Origin of the sequence: Acetobacter lovaniensis (assembly GCF_014207635.1) — a bacterium.
Taxonomy (GTDB): Bacteria; Pseudomonadota; Alphaproteobacteria; order Acetobacterales; family Acetobacteraceae; genus Acetobacter; species Acetobacter lovaniensis.
The window spans coordinates 210,433-232,994 of sequence record NZ_JACHIE010000002.1 but is presented as its reverse complement, the minus strand read 5'-3'; the positions used below and the strand labels follow the sequence as shown (position 1 = coordinate 232,994).

The window sequence follows — 22,562 nt, the reverse complement described above, 5'->3', positions numbered from 1 at the left end:
TATCCCTGCTCCAGCTTCTGCTTTTGGGAGACTTCACCATGCCTTCCCGATTTTTTCTCCCTCGCCGTTCTGTCGGTTCATCCCTGACCTATCGGCAGCGCCTTGCGACCTTGACCTGTCTGGCCTGTGTTGCCGGTCTCTGCGCCAGCGTGCAGGGTGTGGGGCAGACTTTTGCCGCCACGGCTGGCCAGAGCGTGCCGGTTGCTGGCAAGGCAGGGCATGCTCCGGCCGCCAGGGTATCGGCCCGGCATGCCCATGCCGTGCCAGCCAACAAATCGGTGCAGGCTGGTGGCGCAGAGGAAGTATCGGTTGCATCCAACCGTACGGCCCGCTCAGGCGGTGGTGGCATGATGCGTCTGGAAGTGGCCCCTCATGCGGTGCAGACTGTGACCAAAGACTACATCAATATGCGCAGCCCCACCTCCACACCGCTTGATCTGGTCAAGAACCTGCCCAGCCTGAACGTCATGACCCCCGATGCATCGGGGATGCAGGGCGGGTCCATCCAGTCACGCGGGCTGACAGACCTTGATATGGCGCTCATGGTGGATGGTGCACCGGCCGCAGCTGCCAAATACCTGACCGAAGACATTGATTCGGAAAATCTGGATGAAGTCAGCGTCACCCCCGGCAGTGCCGCGCGTGACCTGCCGGTGATGTCCGCCGCAGGTGGGGTCTTGAACTCGCGCACGCATCTGCCGTCCGAAAAAATGGGCGGCATGGTCGATTTTTCCTACGGCACCAACAACCTCTCGCGCGAGTTCATCCGTCTGGAATCCGGCGAGATCGGCAGGACCGGGATCAAGAGCTTTTTCTCGTTCTCCAACACGCATGACCGGAGCTGGATGGGCGCAGGCAGCAACCAGCGCAAACATATCGATTTTGGCGTGCGCAAGGACTGGGACAACGGGTCCAACGCCCATCTGTTCCTGTCATGGAACTCCGAAGATTTCGTGATCGACAACTACCCGACCGCGGAGCAGTTCTCCCAATACAAGCACACGGGCCAAGGCTATGGCCGCTCTGCCAACCCGCAGGATGTCAATTACTGGCGCAACAATAACGACCACTGGAACGAGATTTTCCTGACCGCTCCCGTGCATATTGTTCTGCCCAAAAAGCTGACATTCGACATCCAGCCCTATTTCAGCTTCGGGCAGGGTTGGGATGCCTCCCCCGGTGGGGTGGCCGGTTATACAAACCCTGTGACAAATAGCCTCGTAGGCGGGAACTATGCGTCAACGGGTCAGGCCGTGCCATCTGGTACCAACATGACCAACTACTTTTTGGAAAATGAGGCGCGACAGGTCGGTGTGGTCGCCAAACTTGGGTATGATATTGATAAGCACAACCACCTGAGCTTTGGTTACTGGTACGAAAACAACCAGACCATTCAGTCCTACCCAACCGCAACAACTCTGGCCAATGGGGCAGCCTCTGGCCCTACTGCGTCTGCACATTTGGTTGGTTCCACTTTCGGCCAGACCGCAGGGTATGAACTGCACTCGCTGTTTATCCAGAACCAGTCGCGCTACCTGAACAACCGCCTGCTGATCAATGCCGGGTTCAAGTTTGTCATGTCCAACACCTGGAATAATGGCTGGATGGGGAATACAAACCACCCGACCGGCTCCAACTCGGGCGCGAATACAACCGAGCCTCTGCCTCAGCTGTCCATCAGCTACCAGATTAACGAGAACAACCAGATTTACGTGAACGCGGAGGGGGATTACCGTCAGCCAAGTGCCACCGATCTGGGCTGGCTGTACGCGGGGACACCCATTCCCAAAAACCAGTATTCCATCAAGGAAGAATTGGGTTACCGCTACCACAACAAATACGTTATGGTTGATATGTCCTTCTTCAACTACAACGTTACAAACCGTATTGTGGACCAGTATATGGGGATGAACCAGTTCAAACCCATGTCCATCGGTGGCCAGACCATGCGCGGGTTCGACTTCATGATCGCGGGCACGTCCTACCATGGCTTCAGCCCGTATGCGTCGGTCGAGTATCTGCACGCTACGCAGGATAGCAACGTGTATGATCCCAACGACAATACGATGATCCACTCCAAGGGCACGCAGGCCATCATGGCCCCGCGGGTTATGGCAAACTTTGGTCTGACCTATACCTATAAAGGGTTTTTTGCGAACGGTTCCGTGCACTATACCGGCCCGCAGTCTGTCAGCATTGCCGACGACCAGCGTATTCCGGGGTATGTGACCAACACGCTCTCGCTCGGCTATCACTTCAAGCCGTTTGGTTTCCTCAAATCGCCTACGTTCAAGCTGAACTTTACCAACCTGACCGGGTCTATCGTCCGCACGGGGGCCATGGGGGCTGTTTACCGGGGGAGTGACCTGAACTCGCACCCGGTGTGGAGCGGCAGCGGTAGCAGCACGGGTGGATTGGGTTATGGCAACTCCTTCATGGTGGAGCCACGCTTTACCATGGTAGGTTCCGTGTCCACGTCCTTCTAAGGTATCCGCCAGCAACACGCCCGGTTCTGCCGGGCGTTACAGGAGTTTGCATGCCACGCCGCACTTTGCTCACAAACATAACCAGACTGGTGTGTATGGATGACGCACGCACCGAACTGGAAAACGGGTGGGTTCTGGTAGAAGGGCGGCAGATTGTGGCGCTGGGTGGGGGGCAGGTTGCGCCCCCGCCCGGCGCTGACCACGTTATAGACCTGCAGGGCCATGTGGTGCTGCCGGGTATGGTGAACACCCACCACCATATGTACCAGTCGCTCACACGGGTTATTCCGCAGGCACAGGATGCCTCCCTGTTTGGCTGGCTTAAGACGCTCTACCCCATCTGGGCGGGGCTTACACCGGAGATGGTGCAGGTCTCCACCCGCACGGCCATGGCGGAACTGCTGCTTTCAGGCTGCACCACAACCAGTGACCATCTCTACATCTTTCCCAACGGGTGCAGGCTGGATGACCAGATAGAAGCCGCCTTTGCCATGGGCATGCGCTTCCATGCCTGCCGTGGTGCCATGAGCGTGGGGGAGAGCAAGGGTGGCCTGCCACCCGATGCGCTGGTGGAGCGTGAGGCCGATATTCTGCGCGACACGCAACGCCTGATCGAAACCTACCATGACCCCGAACCCCTTGCCATGCTGCGGGTCGCGGGCGCACCGTGCTCGCCTTTTTCGGTCAGCCGGGAGCTTATGCGGGACATGGCAATGCTGGCCCGTGCCACAGGCACCATGCTGCACACGCATCTGGCCGAAAATGAGCATGATGTCAGCTACAGCCGCGAGCGCTTTGGCCAGACCCCGGCAGAATATGCCGAAGCACTGGGCTGGGTCGGGGCCGATGTCTGGCACGCGCACTGTGTAAAGCTGGACGCGGATGGCATGGCCCGTTTTGGCCGCACGCAAACAGGTGTCGCGCATTGCCCGTGTTCCAACATGCGGCTGGCATCGGGGATCGCCCCGGTGCGGCAGATGCAGGCAGCGGGTGTGCGTGTGGGGCTGGGGGTGGATGGCTCCGCCTCCAACGATGGGGCCAGCCTGCTGGGTGAGACACGGCAGGCCATGCTGCTCTCCCGCCTGCTCCCCGAAACCCCGCAAACACCGGGGATGATGAGCGCGCGGGATGCACTGGCCCTTGCCACGCGGGGTGGTGCGGCCGTGCTGGGGCGGGATGATATTGGCCAGATTGCCGTGGGCATGGCGGCGGATATTGTTGCGTTTGATGTGCGCGGTCTGGCCCATGCCGGTGCCCAGACCGACCCGGTGGCAGCCCTTGTGTTCTGCTCCCCCACGCAGGTTTCCATGAGCATGGTTAACGGGAATGTTCTGATACAGGACGGATATTTTGCCCGGCTGGACCTGCACGGGCTGGTGGCGCGGCACAACCAGCTTGCTGCGGGGTTGTGCGCAAGGGGTGTAGGGCTGCCCATACAGGTATTTTACCAGTCAGCCCCATCCGGCAACGCAGGCGTTCCCCCCGGCGCATCGGCCTGACCGGTGCTGGCGGCGTGTCAGTTCCGCGTCGCCATGTGCTATCCCTGCCAGTTTTTCCCAGCCTGTAGAAGCCTTCCGTTGGGAGGGAGGCCGTGCGGTCGTGCGGTCAGGCGGAAGGCATGCCCTTCGGGGAGGCATGCAGGGTTTTATTGAGCTGCTCCGTATCTAGTGCGTTTTCCCACCGGGCTACGACAATGGTCGCCACGGCGTTGCCCACAAGGTTGGTGAGCGAGCGGCACTCGGACATAAACCGGTCAATCCCCAGTATGAGCGCCATACCCCCCACCGGCACACTTGGTACAACGGACAGGGTGGCCGCCAGTGTAATAAAGCCTGCCCCTGTAACCCCCGCAGCTCCCTTGGAGCTGACCATAGCCACAAGCAGCAGGGCAAGCTGTTCACCAAAACCCAGATGCACGTCTGTTGCCTGCGCAATAAACAGGGCTGCAAGGGTCATGTAGATATTGGTGCCATCAAGGTTGAAGGAATAGCCCATAGGCACCACCAGCCCCACAATGCCCGGCTTGCACCCGGCCTGCTCAAGCTTGCTGATAAGCCCCGGCAGGGCTGATTCGGACGAGCTGGTACCCAGCACAATCAGCAGTTCTTCCTTGAGGAACACCAGAAGCCGCAGAATGCTGAAGCCCGCCAGCCGGGCAACAATACCCAGAATAACCAGCACAAACACGCCTGCGGTAAAATAAAAGGTCAGCACCAGCCCGAGCAGATGCACAATGGAGCCAAGGCCAAACTTGCCCACGGTAAATGCCATGGCCCCGAATGCGCCCACTGGTGCCAGATACATAACCAGCCGGACCACGCCAAACACCATTTCCGTCAGGCTGCGGAACAGGTTCAGCACAGTTTCCCCCGCCTGACCCATCTGCGCCATGCTGATGCCAAACAGAATGGCGACCAGAAGTACCTGCAGGATCTCGCCCGAGGTAAAAGCCCCCGCCGTGGTGGAGGGAATGATCTGGAGCAGGAAGTCGGTAAAGGAATGGCCGTGCGCTGCCTGCACAAACTGCTCAACAGAGGCGCTGTCCAGACTTTGCGGGTGGATGTGCATGCCAGCGCCGGGGCGCACGATATTGGCCACCACCATGCCCACAGCCAGTGCCAGCGTGGAAAAGCACAGGAAATACAGCATGGCCTTACCCGCCACGCGGCCGGTCTGTTTAAGGTCCGCCATGCCTGCGATGCCGGTGCTGACAGTCAGGAAGATAACTGGCGCAATGACCATTTTGATCAGTTTGACAAACCCGTCTCCCAACGGTTTGAGCAACGTTGCAACGGAGGGGAACAGGGCGCCGACAAGAATACCTGCCGCCACGGCTACGAGAACCTGAAGATAAAGGAACCGCTGGTGTGAACTGGAAAGGGGAGCAGTAGAGGGAAGCACGCTGGTTATCTTTCTGTTTTTATTGTTTTTGTTTTGGCGTCCGCAATGGGCGTTGGCGAAAAGTTATTCTGTTATATCAAGCCTCTCGGTGTAAGCAGGGGGTAGGCTACTCCCACTTGTTGCAGTTTGGAAAGGGTTGTCCCCTTATCCGGGGCATGAAAAAAACGACACTGTTGTATGTTCGCCCCCGCACCTGTGCGTGCGCGGGCGGAATGGGCGCATCATGCACCGGGGTTTACGGGGGGAATAAGCGGTCGTGCGACGGATTTGTGTTTTTTGTGGTTCCAGTGCCGGGCGTGGGCCTGCTTACCGGCATGCGGCAGAGCAGCTTGGCCTGCTTATGGCCCGGCGCGGCATAGGGCTGGTGTATGGGGGGGCTTCGGTCGGGCTTATGGGGGCTGTGGCCAATGCCGTGCTGGCTGGTGGCGGGCAGGTTACGGGCGTTATCCCGCAGGCACTGGTCGCGCGGGAGGTGGCGCATAACGGGCTGGAGGACCTGCGGATTGTAGGGTCCATGCACGAGCGCAAAGCCCTTATGGCGGATATGTCCGACGCCTTTATTGCCCTGCCCGGCGGCATTGGCACTCTGGAGGAACTGTTCGAGGTCTGGACATGGACCCAGCTTGGCAACCACGCCAAACCCTGCGGTGTGTTGAATGTCAACGGGTTTTACAGCACGCTCGGCACGTTTCTGGACCACGTGGTGGCGGAAGGTTTTCTTAAACCCGCGCACAGAGCCATTTTGCAGGTTGGCCAGACACCCGAAGACCTGCTGGACGGGCTGGCCCAATGGCACCCCCCGCAGGAAACAAAATGGATTGCGCAGGATGAGCGCTGAATTTGTTTCAATACTGCACCAATAGGGGTGATATTTAGATTATAGAGTTGATGGGAAAGGGATTTTTGTTTCACAATTTCTTAACGCAACCTGAATAAAAAGAGTTTTATCTTGCGCTCATCTTTTTCTGCGCAGGGTGCTTTCATGTCAGATACAATGCTGAGTTCTCCGGTTGGAGGACGTCCGAATATGCGTAAAGGGGAGCATCAGGCTTTCCGCATGTTCTTTTTGGGAGTGATTGCAGCAGCTCTGGCGTTTGTTGGTTACAGCGTGCTGGCTGACCTGCACGCTGTTGGTACCAGTGGCATAGCAACCGGGGCCTTCGCCCTGCTGGCTCTGGCGTTGCTTATTGCTCTGGGCTTTGAATTCGTAAACGGTTTTCACGATACGGCCAATGCGGTCGCCACTGTTATTTACACCAACAGCCTGCCGCCACTGGTTGCGGTAGTCTGGTCTGGTATGTGGAACCTGCTTGGGGTTCTGACCTCATCGGGGGCGGTGGCGTATAGTGTTGTAACGCTGCTGCCGGTGGAACTGATCCTGCAGGTGGGCAGTGGTGCTGGCCATGCCATGATCTTTGCCCTGCTGCTGTCCGCCATTGTGTGGAATCTGGCTACATGGGCGCTGGGTATTCCCAACAGTTCGTCCCACGCTCTGGTTGGCTCCATTCTGGGTGTGGGTCTTGCAAATCAGCTTATGTCGCCTTCTGGCAGCGCGCTGTATGGCGTGGACTGGATGCAGGTTAAAAAGGTGTTTTCCGCCCTGCTGTTCAGCCCCCTGTGTGGCTTTATTCTTGCCGCGGGCCTGTTCATGGTGCTGCGGGTGGTGGTGCGCAATGCCGCCCTCTACCGTGCGCCTGAAGGCGATGCCCCGCCTCCTCTGTGGATCCGTGGTCTACTGATTGGCACCTGCACGGGCGTTTCCTTCTTCCACGGCAGCAATGACGGGCAGAAGGGCATGGGCCTGATCATGCTGATCCTGATTGGTGCTGCGCCTACCGCCTACGCCCTGAACCGCGCCATGCCTGACAGCATGATGCCCGGCTTTGTGGAAACCGCACAGCAGGCCGCCCATGTGTTTGACGTGCATGCCCAGCCCATGCTCAGGCAGCCCACGGCGGAAGAAGCCCGCGCGCAGGTAACAGATGCGCTGCGCGTCAAATCCGTAGCCCGCCCAGAAGTGTATGCCGCACTCTCCGTCCTGTCGGCTGATATTGCGCAGGCCGTAAGTGGGTACCACTCCTTGCACGAAATCCCCGCAGCAACCGTACCCAACGTGCGTACCGACATGTATCTGGTGGCGGAAGCCATTCACAACATGGGCAAGGGAACAAGCTTTAGCGCGGAAGAAGACAGCGAACTCGCCAAGTTCATGAAGCAGCTTAACGCAGGCACACGCTTTATTCCTGTGTGGGTTAAAATTGCGGTGGCCGTTGCTCTGGGTCTTGGCACCATGGTCGGCTGGAAGCGCATTGTTGTGACCGTGGGTGAAAAAATTGGCAAAAGCCACCTGACCTACGCTCAGGGTGCTTCCGCCGAGTTCGTGGCCATGGGCACCATTGGTCTGGCCGAAGGGTATGGCCTGCCGGTTTCCACCACGCATATCCTCTCCAGCGGTGTGGCTGGCACAATGGCTGCCGGTGGTGGTGGCTTGCAGTGGGGCACCCTGCGTGCCATGGGCATGGCATGGATTACCACCCTGCCTGCCGCCATGCTGATCAGTGGCGTGCTGTATGTGGTGTTCCGCCACATTTTCTAAAAAACCGCCGCTCTGGCGTGGTTATGCACCACGCCAGACACTGTTTCTGCCAAACTGCGAAGGCAAGATCATGTCTGATGCCAATGTGAACAGCCTTTCTGCCGCCGAGCGTGAACGCGAGCGTATCCGGCAGGAGATCATTGACGATCTGGATGAAGAGATCGAACTCGAATTGCAGGAAGAGGGACTGGGGGGTGAGGCCTCCGTGTCTGACCGCGGCTTCCGCCACACCTATTTTAGCGAGCTGGTCCGCCTGCAGGGCGAACTGGTGCGTTTGCAGGACTGGGTGAAGGAAACAGGCCACCGTCTGGTGGTGCTGTTTGAAGGGCGCGATGCCGCAGGCAAGGGTGGGGCGATCAAGCGCATTACCCAGCGGCTCAACCCGCGCATCTGCCGTGTGGCTGCGCTGCCCGCTCCCACAGACCGCGAAAAAACACAGTGGTACTTCCAGCGTTACGTAGCCCAGCTTCCCGCTGCGGGCGAGATCGTTCTGTTTGATCGTAGCTGGTACAACCGTGCTGGTGTGGAACGGGTCATGGGGTTCTGCTCGGATGAGGAATACGAGGAGTTCTTCCGCTCCGTGCCAGAGTTTGAGCGCATGCTGGTGCGCAGTGGCATCCAGCTTGTCAAATACTGGTTCTCCATCACGGATGATGAGCAGGAAGCCCGCTTCCGTGCCAGAATAGAAGACCCGCTTAAGCAGTGGAAGCTCAGCCCGATGGATCTGGAGAGCCGCCGCCGGTGGGAATCCTACACCAAAGCCAAGGAAACCATGCTCGAGCGCTCCAGCATTGCCGAGGCCCCGTGGTGGGTTGTGCAGGCGGTGGATAAAAAGCGCGCACGGCTGAACTGCATCAACCATCTTCTGGCACAGGTGCCTTACCAGCCTGTGTCTCACCCCGAGGTCGCCCTACCCCCGCGTGTGCATCATGCGGACTATGAACGCCTGCCTACACCTGGAAACATGATTATTCCAGAAATCTACTAGGCGTGTTCAAAAACCCTCCCCGCCCTGCGGGGAGGACCTGAAGCAGTTGTCCACGGCTTCAATCAGGGCCCGCCCGCTGGCCTCGTCCCGTTTGGGGGCGGCAAAATGCGGTCCAAGCTTTATACTGTAGCGCATGGGCAGGGGAGGGCGTTTTAAAAACGGCCAGCCCTGTGACAGATAGGGTGATGGTGTTTCTATCAGCACCACCTGCACGTCCGAGCGTGTGCGCTGGGCAATGGCGGCAAAGCCGGGCTGCACCGGGCCGGGCTCTGCGCCAGCGCGGGAGCGTGTTCCTTCGGGGAACAGCAGAAGCTGGCAGTCTTCATGCAATGCCTGGGATGCCGGGCCAATAATCCTGAGCAACGTATCGTGCCGCACATAGCCTGCGGTGCGCAGAGTGCTGCCCAGCACGCCCCGCTCCCATATGGAGGCTTTGGTCACGCACACCATATGCGGCATGGCCGCGGCCAGCAGCAGGCAGTCCAGCCGGGAAGGGTGGTTGGCAACCAGTACAAGGTTCCGGCGCTGGGCAATGGCCGCCACTTCCGCCATGTCACAGTCCAGAATACCGGCGGCATGCAGGTAGCTTACGGCCATCTTGGCCATGGTGCACAGCCAGCGCCGGGCCACACGCCTGCGGCGTGCCCCTTCGGGCATGGTATGGCGCAGCACGAACGCCCCTGCGTCCAGCACCACAAAAACCCCTCCTGTTACCAGCAGGGAGGTATAAAAGCGCGCCGAAGCACTTATGGCGGAGGGGGATAGCGGCATGGGGCGACGGAACAGACCTGCAGGAACACAGAACAGAAGTTAAGGCGGGGGAGCCTGATCAGGGGGCCGGAGCATCCGCCGCCATGATCTGGCGCAGGTTTGCGGTCATACTGGCTTTGTCAGCCTGCGCATCTATGGTGCCCCGGTAGCGTGTCTGCGGGTCCATGACCACAAACAGGGGGGACATGCGCATGGCATAATCCCATTCCGGGTCACTCATTTTTTCAACCGGTGCATGGTATTCCTTCGCCAGATCAGCCAGAGCAAAAGGGGCTGCCGTGCCAGCCACCACGCGGGGGCTTATGCTCTCGCCATACTGGCGCAGGCGCTCGGCATCGTCCCGGTCGGGGTCCAGACTGACAAAAACAATAACCATCTTGCGCTTGCCCGGATCAACCTCATCCATGGCGGCGGACATGGCCTGTAGGGCAGGGGTGCATGCGTCCTGCCCGCAATGGGTCGCCCCGAACAGCACCAGCATCCACCGGCCCTGAAAGCTCTTGTCCGTCATGGTGCCGGTTGTGGCGTCCATCAGGCGGAAGGAGCCCCCAACGGGGTTACCGTAGGAATTAAGGGTAATGCTGTGCCTGAGTGCCAGCTTGGTGGCCAGCAGGCTACCGCCCCCGGCAAGAGCCAGAATACCCACACTGATCAGGGCAATGCGTTTTCCTGCGGGTGTCATGGGTCAGTGTGCCTCCGCCCAGTTCTGGGCAATGCCTGTTTCTACTACCAGCGGCACCTTGAGCTGTGCCGCTGCTTCCATAATGGCCTTGGCTTTTTCGGCCACGGCACTGGCCTGCTCTGCATCCACTTCAAACAGCAGTTCGTCATGGACCTGTAGCAGCATGCGTGCGCTGTCCAGCCCTGCGGCCTTCAGCGCTTCGGGCAGGCGCACCATGGCGCGCTTGATAATGTCCGCAGCACCACCCTGAAGGGGGGCGTTAATGGCCTGCCGCTCCGCATACTGGCGGCGCACGGCACTTTTTTCATGAATGCCCGGTACATAGCAGCGTCTGCCAAACGGGGTCATGACATAGCCGTTGGTGCGGGCTTCGGCCTTGATCTGCTCCATGTAATCCCGGATGCCGGGGTAACGGGCAAAATAGGCATCTATGTAGCTTTTGGCCTCCCCTGCGGGAATGCCAAGCTGCTTGCCCAGCCCAAAGGCGGAAATGCCGTAAATAATCCCAAAGTTAATGGCTTTGGCGCGGCGGCGGGTCAGGGCGTCCATGCCTTCGAGCGGGATGTTGAACACTTCGGAGGCCGTGCGGGCGTGAATGTCCTGCCCCAGTTCAAAGGCTTCACGCAGGGTGGGAATGTTGGCCACATCGGCCAGCAGCCGCAGTTCGATCTGGGAATAGTCGGCCGAGATCAGCCTGCGCCCGGCCGGGGCCACAAATGCCTGACGGATGCGTGTGCCTTCCTCCGTGCGGACAGGAATGTTCTGGAGGTTCGGGTCGGAGGAGGACAGGCGGCCCGTGGTGGTAATGGCCATCTGGAACGAGGTATGGACCCGGCTTTCCTTGCTGGTCAGCTTGAGCAGGGCATCCGTATAGGTGGATTTGAGCTTGGCAAGCTGCCGCCATTCCAGCACGCGTACCGGCAGGTCGTGGCCCTGATCGGCGAGGTCCTGCAATACGGAGGAATCCGTACTCCACGCCCCGGCCTTGCCGCGTTTGCCGCCCTTGAGTCCCATTTCATCAAACAGGATTTCACCAAGCTGGCGGGGGGAGGCAATGTTGAACTCCCGGCCAGCCGCGGCGTAAATGCCCTGTTCCATGTTTTTCATGCGGCTTTCAAAATCGGCGGAAAGGCGGGTCAGTTCCGCGCGGTCCACTGCAATGCCGTTTTTTTCCATGGTAGCAAGCACCTGCACCAGAGGGCGCTCCACCTGCTCGTACAGGGCCAGAGCCTTGTTGGTGCGCAAGGTGGGGTGCAGCACATGCCACAGGCGCAGGGTGACGTCTGCGTCCTCGGCGGCGTAGGTGGTGGCTTTTTCCACCGGCACCATGGCAAAGGGAATACGGTTACGGCCCGTGCCGGTTACGCTGTCATACGTTATGGGCGTGTGGTTGAGGTGCAGGGCAGACAACTCATCCATGCCCTGCCCATGCAGCCCGGCAGACTGGCTGTAGGAGATCAGCATTGTGTCATCCACCGGCGCAATGCTGGTGTGGTCTATGCCTGCGTGGTCCAGCACCAGCAGGTCGAACTTGGCGTTCTGGAAGACCTTGAGAACACTCCTGTCCTCCAGCAGCGGGCGCAGCAGATTCAGCGCCTGTGTGGCGTCAAGCTGTTCGCCGGTCAGGGCTTCCAGCGTGCCCTCGTGCCGCACGGGCACGTAACAGGCTTTGCCGGGCGCGGTGGCAAGGGAAAAGCCGAGCATGCTGGCGGCCAGCGGGTCCAGCCCGTCGGTTTCCGTATCCACGGCGCATACACCTGCTTCCTGCGCCATGCTGACCCATTTTTGCAGGGCCTCGGCGGTACGCACGGTTTCGTACTCCGCATAGGGCGTGCTCAGCAGGTCGGCCGGGCCGGTGGATTGGGCCGGGGCTGTCTGGGCCGGGTTGGGGGTGTCCTGCCCGTTTGCGCTGGCATGGGCGGAGGCACGGGCGGCGCGGTGGGCATGTGCGCCAGCCGGGCTGCCCATACCCATGCGGGACATGACGGAGCGGAAGCCCATGCTGTCCAGCCAGTCGGCCAGTACCAGCGTGTCCGGCTCGCGCGTGGCCAGTTCCTCTAACGGTACGGGCAGGGGTACGTCCGTTGCCAGTGTGACCAGCTGGAGCGAAAGGCGGGCCGCCTGTGCATGCTCGATCAGCATGTCCCGCTTTTTGGATTTTTTCATGTCCGGGGCGCTGGCCAGCACGTTTTCCAGCGTGCCGAATTCGTTAATCAGGGCAGAGGCCGTCTTGGGGCCAATGCCGGGCACGCCGGGCACGTTATCCGTCGGGTCGCCCATAAGGGCCTGCACATCCACCACTTTTTCGGGCGGGACACCAAACTTGGTTTCCACTTCCACCGGGCCTATGGGGGTCTGCTTGATGGGGTCAAGCATGCACACGCCTTGCCCCACAAGCTGCATCAGATCCTTGTCGGAGGAAATAATGGTGCAGGTGCCCCCCATTTTGCGCACGGCCACTGCGTAAGAGGCAATCAGGTCGTCCGCCTCCCAGCCCGGCAGTTCTATGCCGGGGACGTTAAAAGCCTGCGTGGCATCCCGGATCAGGCTGAACTGGGGGCGCAGGTCCTCCGGTGGTTCGGGGCGGTGAGCCTTGTACTGGGGGTAAATTTCGGAGCGGAAGGTCTGGCGGCTTGCATCAAACAGCACGGCCAGATGCGTGCCCACATGGTCGCGCAGCAGGCGGGCCAGCATGTTGGTAAAGCCATAAACCGCATTGACCGGCACCCCTTCGGGGTTGGTCATGGGGGGGAGGGCATGAAAAGCGCGGAAAATAAAGCCGCTGCCATCCACAAGAACCAGATGCGGCGTGTTGGTCATGGCTGGGGGAACCGTGTGCAGGGGAGGGCGGGTAAAAAAGCAAGCATGTTCTGGGGATATGCCGCTTGGGCCGGTCTGTCCAGCATCTCTGCCGGGGGGCTGGACAAAAACACCCCGGCAAAGACCGGGGTGTCTGAGCAGGGTGCCCTGAGGTGGCCTTACGCTACGGTGCTGATCCAGTTATGTGGGTCAGCCGCGCGGCCAAACTGGATGTCGCACAGCTTCTGGCGCAGCTTTGCCGTGACGTCACCCACCTGATTGTTGTTGATGGTGCAGCTATCCGTCTTGCTCTTGAACGCCCCGATGGGGGACACAACAGCCGCCGTGCCGCAGGCGAACACTTCCTTGAGTCTGCCGGATTTGGCATCGGCAAAAAGCTGGTCAAGCGCGTAGCGCTCTTCCTTGACATTCAGCCCCGCATCGCGCGCCAGTGTCAGCAGGCTGTCACGCGTAATGCCGTGCAGAATGGTGCCGCCTTCCAGCGGGGGGGTCAGCAGGGTGCCGTCTTCAAACACCATCATCACGTTCATGCCGCCCATTTCTTCCAGCCAGCGGCGTTCTTCCGCGTCCAGAAACAGAACCTGCTGGCAGCCGTGGTGCTTGCCTTCCATCTGTGCGGTCAGGCTGGCGGCGTAGTTGCCGCCGCATTTGGCTGTGCCCGTGCCCCCGCGGGAGGCGCGCACGGTTTCCGTTTCCACCCAGACCGAAACCGGACCGGCATCCTTGGAGAAGTATTCCCCCGCCGCACAGGCAATGACAATGAACTTGAACTCGGAGGCAGGCTTGACCCCAAGGGCTGCTTCCGTCGCAATCATGAAGGGGCGGATGTAAAGCGTGCCCACCTCGGGTGCGGGAACCCAGTCCTGATCGATTTTGACCAGCTGGGTCACGGCTTCCAGAAACAGGTCTTCGGGCAGTTCGGCCATGGCCATGCGTTCGGCCGATTTCTGGAACCGGCGGGCATTGGCTTCGGGGCGGAAGAGCTGCACGCCGCCATTGGGGGCGCGGTAAGCCTTCATGCCTTCAAAGATTTCCTGCGCATAGTGCAGTACGGAGGCGGCGGGGTCGAGCATGAGCGGCTGGCGGGGCAGAATTTCGGCCGAATGCCAGCCTTTGCCTTCCGTATAGGTAACAACAGCCATGTGATCGGTAAAAGCGCGGCCAAAACCGGGGTTGGCGACCAGGCTTTCACGCTCGGCGGCGGGGGTGCCATCCGTTTTGCGGGTGATCTTGAAGGCAATGTTGTCGGCTACGGTGGTCATGCTGTTCTCGCGTTTTCCGCGGCGCTGGTGTGGGGACCAGGGGCCTGGTTGCTCCGATTGTACGGGTTCATTCTGTTGCTTCAGGCATGCCATAAGGCAGCCTTCCGGTGGCCCGGTTAAGCTCTTTCCTATCATGTTCGCCGTGTCTGTGCCAGACAGGTGCAAACCATGGCGTATGTGGTCCGCTCCTGTGTGTTGTGCGGCTGCGGCAGGGCTGGAGCCCCGCGCCAGAGTGTCAGAGCTTTTTTGCAAGGTGGTGTAACAATGCCTCATTCTTCTATCCGGCAGGGTTATGCAACGCTGCCCTCCAGCTTTTATACCCGCACGCAGCCCACCCCGGTTGCCCGGCCTGAGCTGATTGCCCTGAACATGCCACTGGCCGCAGAACTGGGGCTGGATGCGGCATGGCTGGCCGGGCCACAAGGGTTGGCCATGCTGGCAGGCAACCAGATACCACAGGGCATGGACCCGCTGGCAACCGTGTATGCGGGGCACCAGTTCGGCCATTTTTCCCCTCAGCTGGGGGATGGCCGCGCCCTGCTTCTGGGGGAGGTTGAGGACCGCAACGGGCATATGCGCGAAATTGCACTCAAAGGCTCCGGCCCCACAGCCTATTCACGCAGTGGGGATGGCCGGGCCGCCCTTGGTCCTGTCCTGCGCGAATACCTGTTGAGCGAGAGCATGGCAGCCCTTGGCATCCCCACCACCCGCGCGCTGGCCGCCGTGACAACGGGTGAGCGCGTTTACCGTGAAACACCCTTGCCCGGTGCCATTGTGGCCCGTGTGGCGCGCAGCCATATCCGCGTTGGTACGTTCCAGTTCTTTGCCGCCCGGCAGGACACGCAGGGCCTGCGCGCTCTGGCCGATTTCGCCATTGCCCGTCTTTACCCGCAGGCGGCACAGGACGCGCAGCCCTATGTGGCGCTGCTACAGGCTGTGGTGGCGGCGCAGGCGGCCCTTGTGGCGCAGTGGATGCTGGTCGGCTTTATTCATGGGGTCATGAACACCGACAACATGGCCATATCGGGCGAGACCATAGATTACGGCCCCTGCGCCTTTATGGACACCTACAACCCGGCCACCGTGTTCAGCTTCATAGATAAGCGTGGCCGTTACGCCTATACCAACCAGCCGACCATAGCCCTGTGGAACCTGACCCGTTTTGCCGAGGCCCTGCTCCCTCTGCTGGCGGAGGAGGATGGGCAGGCCATCAGTCTGGCCCAGCAGGCGCTGGAGGCGTTCCATCTGCATTTTCATGCAGCCTATTTTGCTGGCATGCGCGCAAAGCTGGGGCTGGTGGGGGATGATGAGGGGGATGAAACCCTGTTCAAAACCCTGCTGGACCACATGGAGGCGGAAAAGATGGACATGACCAACACCTTCCGCGCTCTCAGTCATGAAGAGGCTTTGCGCGGTCCCGGCCTGCCAGCCGGGCTGCCTGCCAGTACCAGCCCGTGGCTGGCCCGCTGGCGCGCCCGTGTGGCGCAGCAGGGGAGTGCGGACTATGCCGCCCGTGCCAGCGCCATGCAGCAGGTCAACCCGTGCTATATTCCACGCAACCACAAGGTGGAGGCCATGATTCAGGCCGCCGTAAAACAGCACGATTACGCACCATTCAGGGAAATGCTGAGCGTGCTGGCCACCCCTTATGTGGAGCAGCCGGGCATGGAAGGCTACACAGCACCACCCACACCTGACGAGGTGGTACCCTATACCTATTGTGGCACGTAAGGGGCGTTACACCACACCTGCGGTGCTGATGAAGCGTTGCCCGTCCCGCCCTGTATCCACCCGTGCATCAATCCGGTACACGGTGCGCAGGTGTTCGGGGGTTAAAACTTCCGCCGGAGGGCCGTAGGCCAGAATATGGCCATTGTGCAAAAGGCAGGCCAGATCGCACTGGTTGAGTGCCATGTTCAGGTCATGCAGCACAATCAGGGTGATCAGATTACGCTGTGCGGTCTCACGCCGGATCAGGGCCATAACGGTCTGCTGGTAGTACGGGTCAAGCGCGCTCAGGGGTTCATCCAGCAGCAGGGCGCGGGGTTTGCGGCCAAGGGCCTGCGCCAGCCCAGCAAGCTGGCGCTGCCCGCCGGAGAGTTCATGCAGGCTTCGCGTGGCAAGCTGGGCAATGCCCACATCGGCCAGACAGGCCATGGCGGCGTCTATGTCCGCTGCCGTGCTGGTGTTGCCCTGCCTGCCTATGGCGTGGCGGGCGGCCAGCATGGCATCCAGCACGCTCAGGCGCACGGGCTCTGGCAGGGTCTGGGGCAGGTACAGGCAGTGCTGCGCCCGTTGGGCCCGGGGCAGGGGGGTAAGGTCCACCCCATCCAGCATGAGTGTGCCTGTGGCGTGCAGGAGCCCCCCTGTAGCGCGCAGCAGGGTGGATTTGCCGCTGCCATTGGGGCCAAGAACGGCACAGACCGCCCCGTGGGGGAACGGCCCTGCATCCAGTTCAGAGAGTACGGATTTGCGCCCGTAACGCACAGTCAGGTTATGCAGTGTCAGCCCGGCTGGCACAGGGGCAGTCATGGCAACCCTTCCCCACGGCGCAGCACAATGACCAGAAAAAACGGTATGCCCACCAGAGCGGTTACAATACCTGTTGGCACCACAACCCCGGGCACCAGCACCCGCGCGACAAGGGCTGCGAGGGAGAGAATGAACGCCCCGCTCAACAGGCTGGCAGGCAGGTAAAATCGGTGGTCCTCCCCCACAAGGCGGCGGGCGATATGGGGGGCCACCAGCCCGATAAAGCCAATAACTCCCACAAAGGCTACGGCCAGCGCGCATAAAAGGCTTATGCGCAGCAAGGCCGCGCGGCGCAGGCGCGGCACATCCACCCCAAGGCTTGCGGCCCGGTCCTCCCCCATACGCAGGGTGGTAAGTGGCCATGCGGCCCGGAGCGAAAATGGCAGGATACAGGCCAGAGCCCCGGCCAGCAGGCCAAGCGTGCCCCATGTTGCGCGGGTCAGACTGCCAAGGGTCCAGAACACCAGATTTTGCAGGGTGTCCTCGTTCGCCACAAACTGCATGAGGGCAACCAACGCCTGAAACGAAAACACGAGTGCCACCCCGCACAGGATAACCGTGCCCGTACCGCCCTGGCGCAGCCGTACCAGCATGTCCAGAATCCATACAGACAGGGCCGCGCAGACAAAAGCGCTCCCCGCGGTCAGCCACATGTCGGGCACATGTGCTACGTGCCAGCCCAGCACAATGGCAAGGGATGCGCCAAACGCCCCGGCGGCGGACAGGCCCAGCGTAAACGGGCTGGCCAGCGGGTTGGCCAGAATTGTCTGCATTTCCGCCCCTGCCAGCCCCAGTGCAGCCCCCACGCAGGCCGCCATAAGCGCGTAGGGCAGGCGGATCTGCCAGATAATCAGGCTTGTCTGCTCATCCACTCCGGCAGGGGCAAAAATGGCATGGAGTATTGTTGTGGGGGAAAGCTCGGCTGGCCCCATCGCGCAATCCAGCAGGACAGACAAGGCCAGCACGCCTACAAGCCCGGCCAGTACAAGGCTGCGGTGGCGCAGGGCGGTCTGGTAGGAGCGGGCAATGGCGGGGTAGTGGGTCATACCCGCACACTATTCCGCCGTATATGGCGCAGGGCAAGGGGGCACGGCGTATGGACACACCAAAAGATGCGCAGACCATGCCGCAGGCAGGGCTGGTGGTTTATCCTGCTGCTTGACGCACGGCCTGCAAGCAGGCTTTGTACACGCAATTCCACCCAGTAAGCGTGAATGAGACAAACGGGTTTGGCACACACAGTTCCCCCTCAAGGCGAAGCCGCGCCCGGCCTGGCCCCTACCCACGGCACCACGCTGGCCTTTACGGTGGAGGCCGCGCAGGCGGGCGAGCGGGTGGACCGGTTTTTATCCACCTGCCCCGGAGCCCCTTCGCGCTCACGTATTAAAGGGCTGATCGAGGGCGGGAACCTCCTGTGCAATGGCGTGGTGCTGCGTGAACCTGCCACGCCGGTCCGGGCAGGAATGGTGGTGGTGCTGGACCTGCCCGCCGCAGCCCCCGCCACCCCGCAGGGCGAGGCCATGGATTTTAACATCCTGTATGAAGATGACGACCTGATCGTGCTGGACAAGCCCGCCGGGCTGGTGGTCCACCCCGCACCGGGGAACGAGACGGGGACGCTGGTCAACGGCCTGATCGCCCATTGCGGCGATAGCCTTAAGGGCATTGGCGGGGAGCGCCGCCCCGGCATTGTACACCGGCTGGATAAGGATACGTCGGGCGTTATGGTGGTTGCCAAAACGGAAAAAGCGCATCTGGCGCTCTCGGATGATTTTGCCGCCCGCCGCATAGACCGTGCCTATCTGGCGTTCTGCTGGGGGGTACCCACCCCTGCGGAGGGGGATTATGAAGGCGCAATAGGCCGCGACAAGCGCGACCGCAAACGCATGGCGCAGGTTACCCATGGTGGCAAATGGGCCTTGACCCATTACCGCACGCTCAGGGTGTTCAGTGCTTCGGCCGCCCTTGTCGCGTGCAAGCTGGCAACCGGGCGCACGCACCAGATCCGGGTGCATTTTTCGGCCAATGGCCACCCGCTTATGGGGGACCCGCTCTACCTGCGGCGCGTGCCTGCCGCGGCCCGCGGCCTGTCCCCGGCGGGCAAGGGAGCCGGGCTGGACTTCCCCCGTCAGGCGCTCCATGCGGCGCGGCTGGGCTTTACCCACCCCAGAACGGGCGAACACCTGCTGTTTGAAACTCCAATGCCGCTCGACATGCAGGAACTGGAACAGGCCCTGAGCGATTCGTAATGGCGCAGGGCCGCTCCGAGTCTGCGTTAAAGGGGACCGCTATGGTCTTCTAACTGTGGCAGTTTTGCTACCATCCACACCTGTTTTCTTGACAGGGTGTATTTTTCAGGCGCACCTTCTGGGTTCATACCGCTCACTTTTCCGTAAAGCGGGAAGGGGTCTTTGGTCTCTGCTGCTCATGTCGAGGGTAGATGCAAGGGCCGTCGTAATTTTCCATCGGGTAATGGGACTCGCCGCTGCAAGTCTGGATGCACCTGTTAACGGAACAGGAACCAAATGCATCCGAGGGAGTTTCCATCTCAGGAAGGAGTACTCAAATCATGGCTTCCGTCATTGATGTTGGGCCTGAAGGCAATCTTTCAAGGTACCTTCAGGAAATTCGCAAATATCCCCTGCTTACGCCAGAAGAAGAACTCACCCTTTCACGCAAATGGCGCGATCAGGGGGATGTCAAGGCAGCCCATCGGCTGGTGACATCCCACCTGCGTCTGGTTGCCAAGATTGCCATGGGCTACCGGGGTTATGGTCTGCCGATCAATGAACTGATCAGCGAAGGCAATGTGGGGATGATGCAGGCCGTACGCCGCTTTGACCCCGAAAAAGGCTTCCGGCTGGCTACTTACGCCATGTGGTGGATCCGCGCTGCCATTCAGGAATACATCCTGCATAGCTGGTCCCTGGTCAAAATGGGCACAACGGCGGCCCAGAAAAAGCTGTTCTTCAACCTGCGCCGCCTTAAAGGGCAGATGCAGGCGATTGATGATGGTGACCTCCAGCCCGAACAGGTCAACAAGATCGCCACATCCCTTGGTGTGTCCGAGCAGGATGTGGTGGACATGAACCGCCGCATGGCGGCACCTGACCACAGCCTGAACGCCCCGCTTAAAGCGGATCAGGAAAGTGAGTGGCAGGACCGTCTGGTGGACGATCAGGTTAATCAGGAAGAAGTTTACGCCGAAAATGAGGAAATGTCGGGTCGCAAGGCACTGCTTGCCACAGCACTCGAAACCCTGAACGAGCGTGAACGCCGCATCTTTACCGAACGTCGCCTCAAGGATGACCCGGCAACGCTGGAAGAACTCGCCCATGACTACGGCATTTCCCGCGAGCGGGTGCGCCAGATTGAAGTGCGCGCGTTCGAAAAAGTGCAGGACGCCATGAAGCAGGAAATCGCAGCCCGTCGCAGCGCCGCACAGGGGGAATAATCCCCCCTGTGGTGTTCGCACCCGCTTTACACACAGTAATGCGGGGGGCATGTGGGGCCACAAGCCACAAGCCACAAGCCACAAGCCACAAGCCACAAGCCACAAGCCACAAGCCACAAGCCACAAGCCACAAGCCACAAGCCACAAGCCACAAGCCGTATCTGGTGTCATTATGTCTGGTGCGTGGTGTGTCACCCTGTGTCACCCTGTGCCAGCACAGGGGAGGGCCGCTCAGGCGCGGGCGACGTCCTGAACAAAAAATGTGGCGTCCGTGCGCCCGTTCCAGCTTTCTGCCCGCAGGTAGCCTGCCAGATGCAGGGCGGGGCGCGTTGCATCCTCCAGCACAACGGCGAGCGGGTTGTTATCCGCCTTGAACAGAAGTGCCTTGAGCCTGCTGCCATTGCTGGCGCGGATCAGCACCCGCAGGGTGTTGCTGTCCCGCCCTATGCGGTCGGTGCGGACAATATGCACATTGGGCAGTGCAATCAGTGGTTCGGGGTTGCCTGCGCCAAAGGGGGCCAGGGCTGCCATGTCGGTCGCCAGTTCTGCCGTGGCCCCGGTTACGGCCACAACGGCATCTATGGTCAGGTCCACGGTGGGCGGCAGTTCCGCCGCCTGTGGCAGGCGGGTATCGAGAAAAGAGTGGAACTCCGCCAGCCTGTCTGCATGGAGCGAGAAGCCCGCAGCCATGGCGTGCCCGCCCCCCGTTTTAAGCAGCCCGGCCTGACGTGCGGCAATAATGACCGTACCAAGGTCCAGCCCGGCAACCGAGCGGCCAGAGCCTTTTATACTTCCGTCCTCCTGCTGCGCGCCAACAAGAGCGGGGCGGTTGAAGCGTTCTTTTATGCGCCCTGCCACAATCCCCACGACGCCGGGGTGCCAGTCCTTGCCAGCGAGCAGAATAACGCCGTGGCCAGCGTCCTTCTGCTCTGCGGCCTGCTCCATGGCGCGGTCCAGAATATCGGCTTCCACATCCTGCCTGCGGCGGTTGACGGCGTCCAGCCGCTCGGCCATCTGCTTTGCTTCATGCACATCCGGGCAGCGGAGCAGGCGCAGGCCAAGTGCGGCTTCGGCTATGCGTCCGCCCGCATTAATGCGCGGCCCCAGCGCAAACCCGCACGAAAACGCATCAGGCGCTTTGCTGACACCTGCAATTTCAAGCAGGGCGGCAACCCCTACACGCTGCCGGGCCGCCATAACCTTTAGCCCCTCGGCCACAAACAGGCGGTTGACCCCTTGCAGGGGCATGACGTCACACACCGTGGCCAGCGCAACAAGGTCCAGCAGGGGGCGCAGGTCGGGCTGGGGGTGGTTTGCGTTAAAAAAACCGTTCTCGCGCAGGGTGCGTCTGGTCGCAACAGTGGCCAGAAAACTCAGTGCCGCAGCGCAGATATGCCCAAGACCCGATGAGCAGTCCGCCCGGTTGGGGTTAACCGTGGCCAGAATGGCTGGCAGGGCATCTTCCGACTTGTGGTGGTCCAGCACCACCACATCGACCTTGCCTGCAAGCTGGTTCAGAATATCGGCAGAGGCTGTGCCACAGTCCACACAGACCAGCAGTTTGGCGCCCTGGGCCACCAGGGCCTCAAGTGCTGGCAGGTTGGGGCCATACCCTTCGGTCATGCGGTCGGGAATATGGGTGAGTACGGAGCAGCCAAGCTGTTCAAAAAAAGCGGCCAGCACGGCACTGGCGCATGCGCCGTCCACGTCATAATCGCCAAAAATACCTATGGTTTCCCCCGCCTGTACGGCCTGCGCCATGCGGGCGGCGGCTTTGTCCATATCCGTCAGGCAGGACGGGTCGGGCATAAGGGCGCGCAGGGTGGGGGCCAGAAAATGCGGTGCATGCTCGGGGCTGACTCCGCGCATGGCTAGCAGGCGGCCCACAATTTCGGGTATGCCAAGCTGCTGGGCCAGTGCGGCCCCCAGCCGGTTGGTGGTCGGGTTGTCTGCTCCCTCCCGCCAGGACCAGCGTCGTGCGTTCACGCTGTGCTCCACATTGAGCACGGCTGGTGTTGCGGCCGGGGTGGGGGCGTGCGCCCCCTCTGGTGATGCGGTCGAGAGCATGGG

16 protein-coding genes are annotated in these 22,562 nt (G+C 60.9%); 8 read left to right on the top strand and 8 right to left on the bottom strand.

The features are described 5' to 3' along the window. Nucleotides 1–38 precede the first annotated feature (38 nt). On the top strand, nt 39–2,486 hold the full coding sequence (locus HNR55_RS04285; RefSeq protein ID WP_166112115.1) for a TonB-dependent receptor: 2,448 nt from the start codon (nt 39–41) through the stop codon (nt 2,484–2,486). A 50-nt stretch (nt 2,487–2,536) separates the two neighbouring features. Beyond that, entirely contained in the window at nt 2,537–3,985 is a 1,449-nt protein-coding gene (locus tag HNR55_RS04280; RefSeq protein WP_166111816.1) for an 8-oxoguanine deaminase, read from the top strand. A gap of 106 nt (nt 3,986–4,091) precedes the next feature. On the opposite strand, the gene HNR55_RS04275 is transcribed toward HNR55_RS04280, so the two are convergent. Next, the gene (locus tag HNR55_RS04275; protein WP_166111812.1) at nt 4,092–5,387 is read right to left on the bottom strand and encodes a dicarboxylate/amino acid:cation symporter; all 1,296 of its coding nucleotides are present in this window, start codon (nt 5,385–5,387) and stop codon (nt 4,092–4,094) included. Nucleotides 5,388–5,643: 256 nt separating this feature from the next. On the opposite strand from HNR55_RS04275, the gene HNR55_RS04270 reads away from it, so the two are divergent. From HNR55_RS04270 to ppk2, 3 genes are all read left to right on the top strand, one after another. Continuing rightward, entirely contained in the window at nt 5,644–6,225 is a 582-nt protein-coding gene (locus HNR55_RS04270; protein ID WP_166111808.1) for an LOG family protein, read from the top strand. Nucleotides 6,226–6,369: 144 nt separating this feature from the next. Beyond that, nucleotides 6,370–7,983, top strand: a complete 1,614-nt coding sequence (locus HNR55_RS04265; protein WP_166111805.1) for an inorganic phosphate transporter — start codon at nt 6,370–6,372, stop codon at nt 7,981–7,983. Nucleotides 7,984–8,053: 70 nt separating this feature from the next. Continuing rightward, on the top strand, nt 8,054–8,971 hold the full coding sequence (gene ppk2, locus HNR55_RS04260; protein WP_166111802.1) for a polyphosphate kinase 2: 918 nt from the start codon (nt 8,054–8,056) through the stop codon (nt 8,969–8,971). A 6-nt stretch (nt 8,972–8,977) separates the two neighbouring features. Here the strand turns inward: ppk2 and HNR55_RS04255 are convergent, their stop codons facing one another. The 4 genes from HNR55_RS04255 to HNR55_RS04240 all read right to left on the bottom strand — a co-directional run bounded on the left by HNR55_RS04255 (nt 8,978) and on the right by HNR55_RS04240 (nt 14,506). Beyond that, the gene (locus HNR55_RS04255; protein WP_166111799.1) at nt 8,978–9,742 is read right to left on the bottom strand and encodes a lysophospholipid acyltransferase family protein; all 765 of its coding nucleotides are present in this window, start codon (nt 9,740–9,742) and stop codon (nt 8,978–8,980) included. Between the two features lie 58 nt (nt 9,743–9,800). Continuing rightward, entirely contained in the window at nt 9,801–10,424 is a 624-nt protein-coding gene (locus HNR55_RS04250) for an SCO family protein (protein WP_166111796.1), read from the bottom strand. 3 nt (nt 10,425–10,427) lie between these two features. Beyond that, nucleotides 10,428–13,244: a DNA polymerase I gene (polA, locus tag HNR55_RS04245; protein WP_166111793.1), complete on the bottom strand. Its 2,817-nt coding sequence runs from the start codon at nt 13,242–13,244 to the stop codon at nt 10,428–10,430. A 158-nt stretch (nt 13,245–13,402) separates the two neighbouring features. After that, nucleotides 13,403–14,506, bottom strand: a complete 1,104-nt coding sequence (locus tag HNR55_RS04240; protein WP_166111790.1) for a branched-chain amino acid aminotransferase — start codon at nt 14,504–14,506, stop codon at nt 13,403–13,405. Between the two features lie 264 nt (nt 14,507–14,770). Between HNR55_RS04240 and HNR55_RS04235 the strand changes: the two genes are divergently transcribed. Continuing rightward, entirely contained in the window at nt 14,771–16,237 is a 1,467-nt protein-coding gene (locus tag HNR55_RS04235; protein ID WP_166111787.1) for a protein adenylyltransferase SelO, read from the top strand. A 6-nt stretch (nt 16,238–16,243) separates the two neighbouring features. Here HNR55_RS04235 and HNR55_RS04230 read toward each other — a convergent pair whose 3' ends face one another. Both HNR55_RS04230 and HNR55_RS04225 read right to left on the bottom strand, forming a co-directional pair. Further along, the gene (locus HNR55_RS04230) at nt 16,244–17,038 is read right to left on the bottom strand and encodes an ABC transporter ATP-binding protein (RefSeq protein ID WP_166111784.1); all 795 of its coding nucleotides are present in this window, start codon (nt 17,036–17,038) and stop codon (nt 16,244–16,246) included. Then, nucleotides 17,035–18,084, bottom strand: coding sequence for a FecCD family ABC transporter permease (locus HNR55_RS04225; protein ID WP_166111781.1), 1,050 nt, complete (start codon nt 18,082–18,084; stop codon nt 17,035–17,037). Before HNR55_RS04225 ends, HNR55_RS04230 begins: the two co-directional genes overlap by 4 nt. Before the next feature lie 225 nt (nt 18,085–18,309). Here HNR55_RS04225 and HNR55_RS04220 point away from each other — a divergent pair, with 225 nt between their 5' ends. Both HNR55_RS04220 and rpoH read left to right on the top strand, forming a co-directional pair. Next, nucleotides 18,310–19,287 carry an RluA family pseudouridine synthase gene (locus tag HNR55_RS04220; protein WP_242005448.1) on the top strand — a complete coding sequence of 326 codons (978 nt, stop codon included), beginning with the start codon at nt 18,310–18,312 and terminating at the stop codon, nt 19,285–19,287. Between the two features lie 320 nt (nt 19,288–19,607). Further along, the gene (rpoH, locus tag HNR55_RS04215) at nt 19,608–20,492 is read left to right on the top strand and encodes an RNA polymerase sigma factor RpoH (RefSeq protein ID WP_166111775.1); all 885 of its coding nucleotides are present in this window, start codon (nt 19,608–19,610) and stop codon (nt 20,490–20,492) included. Nucleotides 20,493–20,723: 231 nt separating this feature from the next. Here the strand turns inward: rpoH and recJ are convergent, their stop codons facing one another. Beyond that, a complete protein-coding gene (gene recJ / locus HNR55_RS04210; protein ID WP_166111772.1) occupies nt 20,724–22,559 on the bottom strand; it encodes a single-stranded-DNA-specific exonuclease RecJ in 1,836 nt (611 codons plus the stop codon). Nucleotides 22,560–22,562 lie beyond the last annotated feature (3 nt).

Coding starts and splice junctions, on each gene's coding strand:
- rpoH (WP_166111775.1), top strand. CDS start 19,608: ATGGCTTCCGTCATTGATGTTGGGCCTGAAGGCAATCTTTCAAGGTAC.
- HNR55_RS04255 (WP_166111799.1), bottom strand. CDS start 9,742: ATGCCGCTATCCCCCTCCGCCATAAGTGCTTCGGCGCGCTTTTATACC.
- recJ (WP_166111772.1), bottom strand. CDS start 22,559: ATGCTCTCGACCGCATCACCAGAGGGGGCGCACGCCCCCACCCCGGCC.
- HNR55_RS04280 (WP_166111816.1), top strand. CDS start 2,537: ATGCCACGCCGCACTTTGCTCACAAACATAACCAGACTGGTGTGTATG.
- HNR55_RS04265 (WP_166111805.1), top strand. CDS start 6,370: ATGTCAGATACAATGCTGAGTTCTCCGGTTGGAGGACGTCCGAATATG.
- HNR55_RS04240 (WP_166111790.1), bottom strand. CDS start 14,506: ATGACCACCGTAGCCGACAACATTGCCTTCAAGATCACCCGCAAAACG.
- ppk2 (WP_166111802.1), top strand. CDS start 8,054: ATGTCTGATGCCAATGTGAACAGCCTTTCTGCCGCCGAGCGTGAACGC.
- HNR55_RS04285 (WP_166112115.1), top strand. CDS start 39: ATGCCTTCCCGATTTTTTCTCCCTCGCCGTTCTGTCGGTTCATCCCTG.
- polA (WP_166111793.1), bottom strand. CDS start 13,244: ATGACCAACACGCCGCATCTGGTTCTTGTGGATGGCAGCGGCTTTATT.
- HNR55_RS04225 (WP_166111781.1), bottom strand. CDS start 18,084: ATGACCCACTACCCCGCCATTGCCCGCTCCTACCAGACCGCCCTGCGC.
- HNR55_RS04230 (WP_166111784.1), bottom strand. CDS start 17,038: ATGACTGCCCCTGTGCCAGCCGGGCTGACACTGCATAACCTGACTGTG.
- HNR55_RS04235 (WP_166111787.1), top strand. CDS start 14,771: ATGCCTCATTCTTCTATCCGGCAGGGTTATGCAACGCTGCCCTCCAGC.
- HNR55_RS04250 (WP_166111796.1), bottom strand. CDS start 10,424: ATGACACCCGCAGGAAAACGCATTGCCCTGATCAGTGTGGGTATTCTG.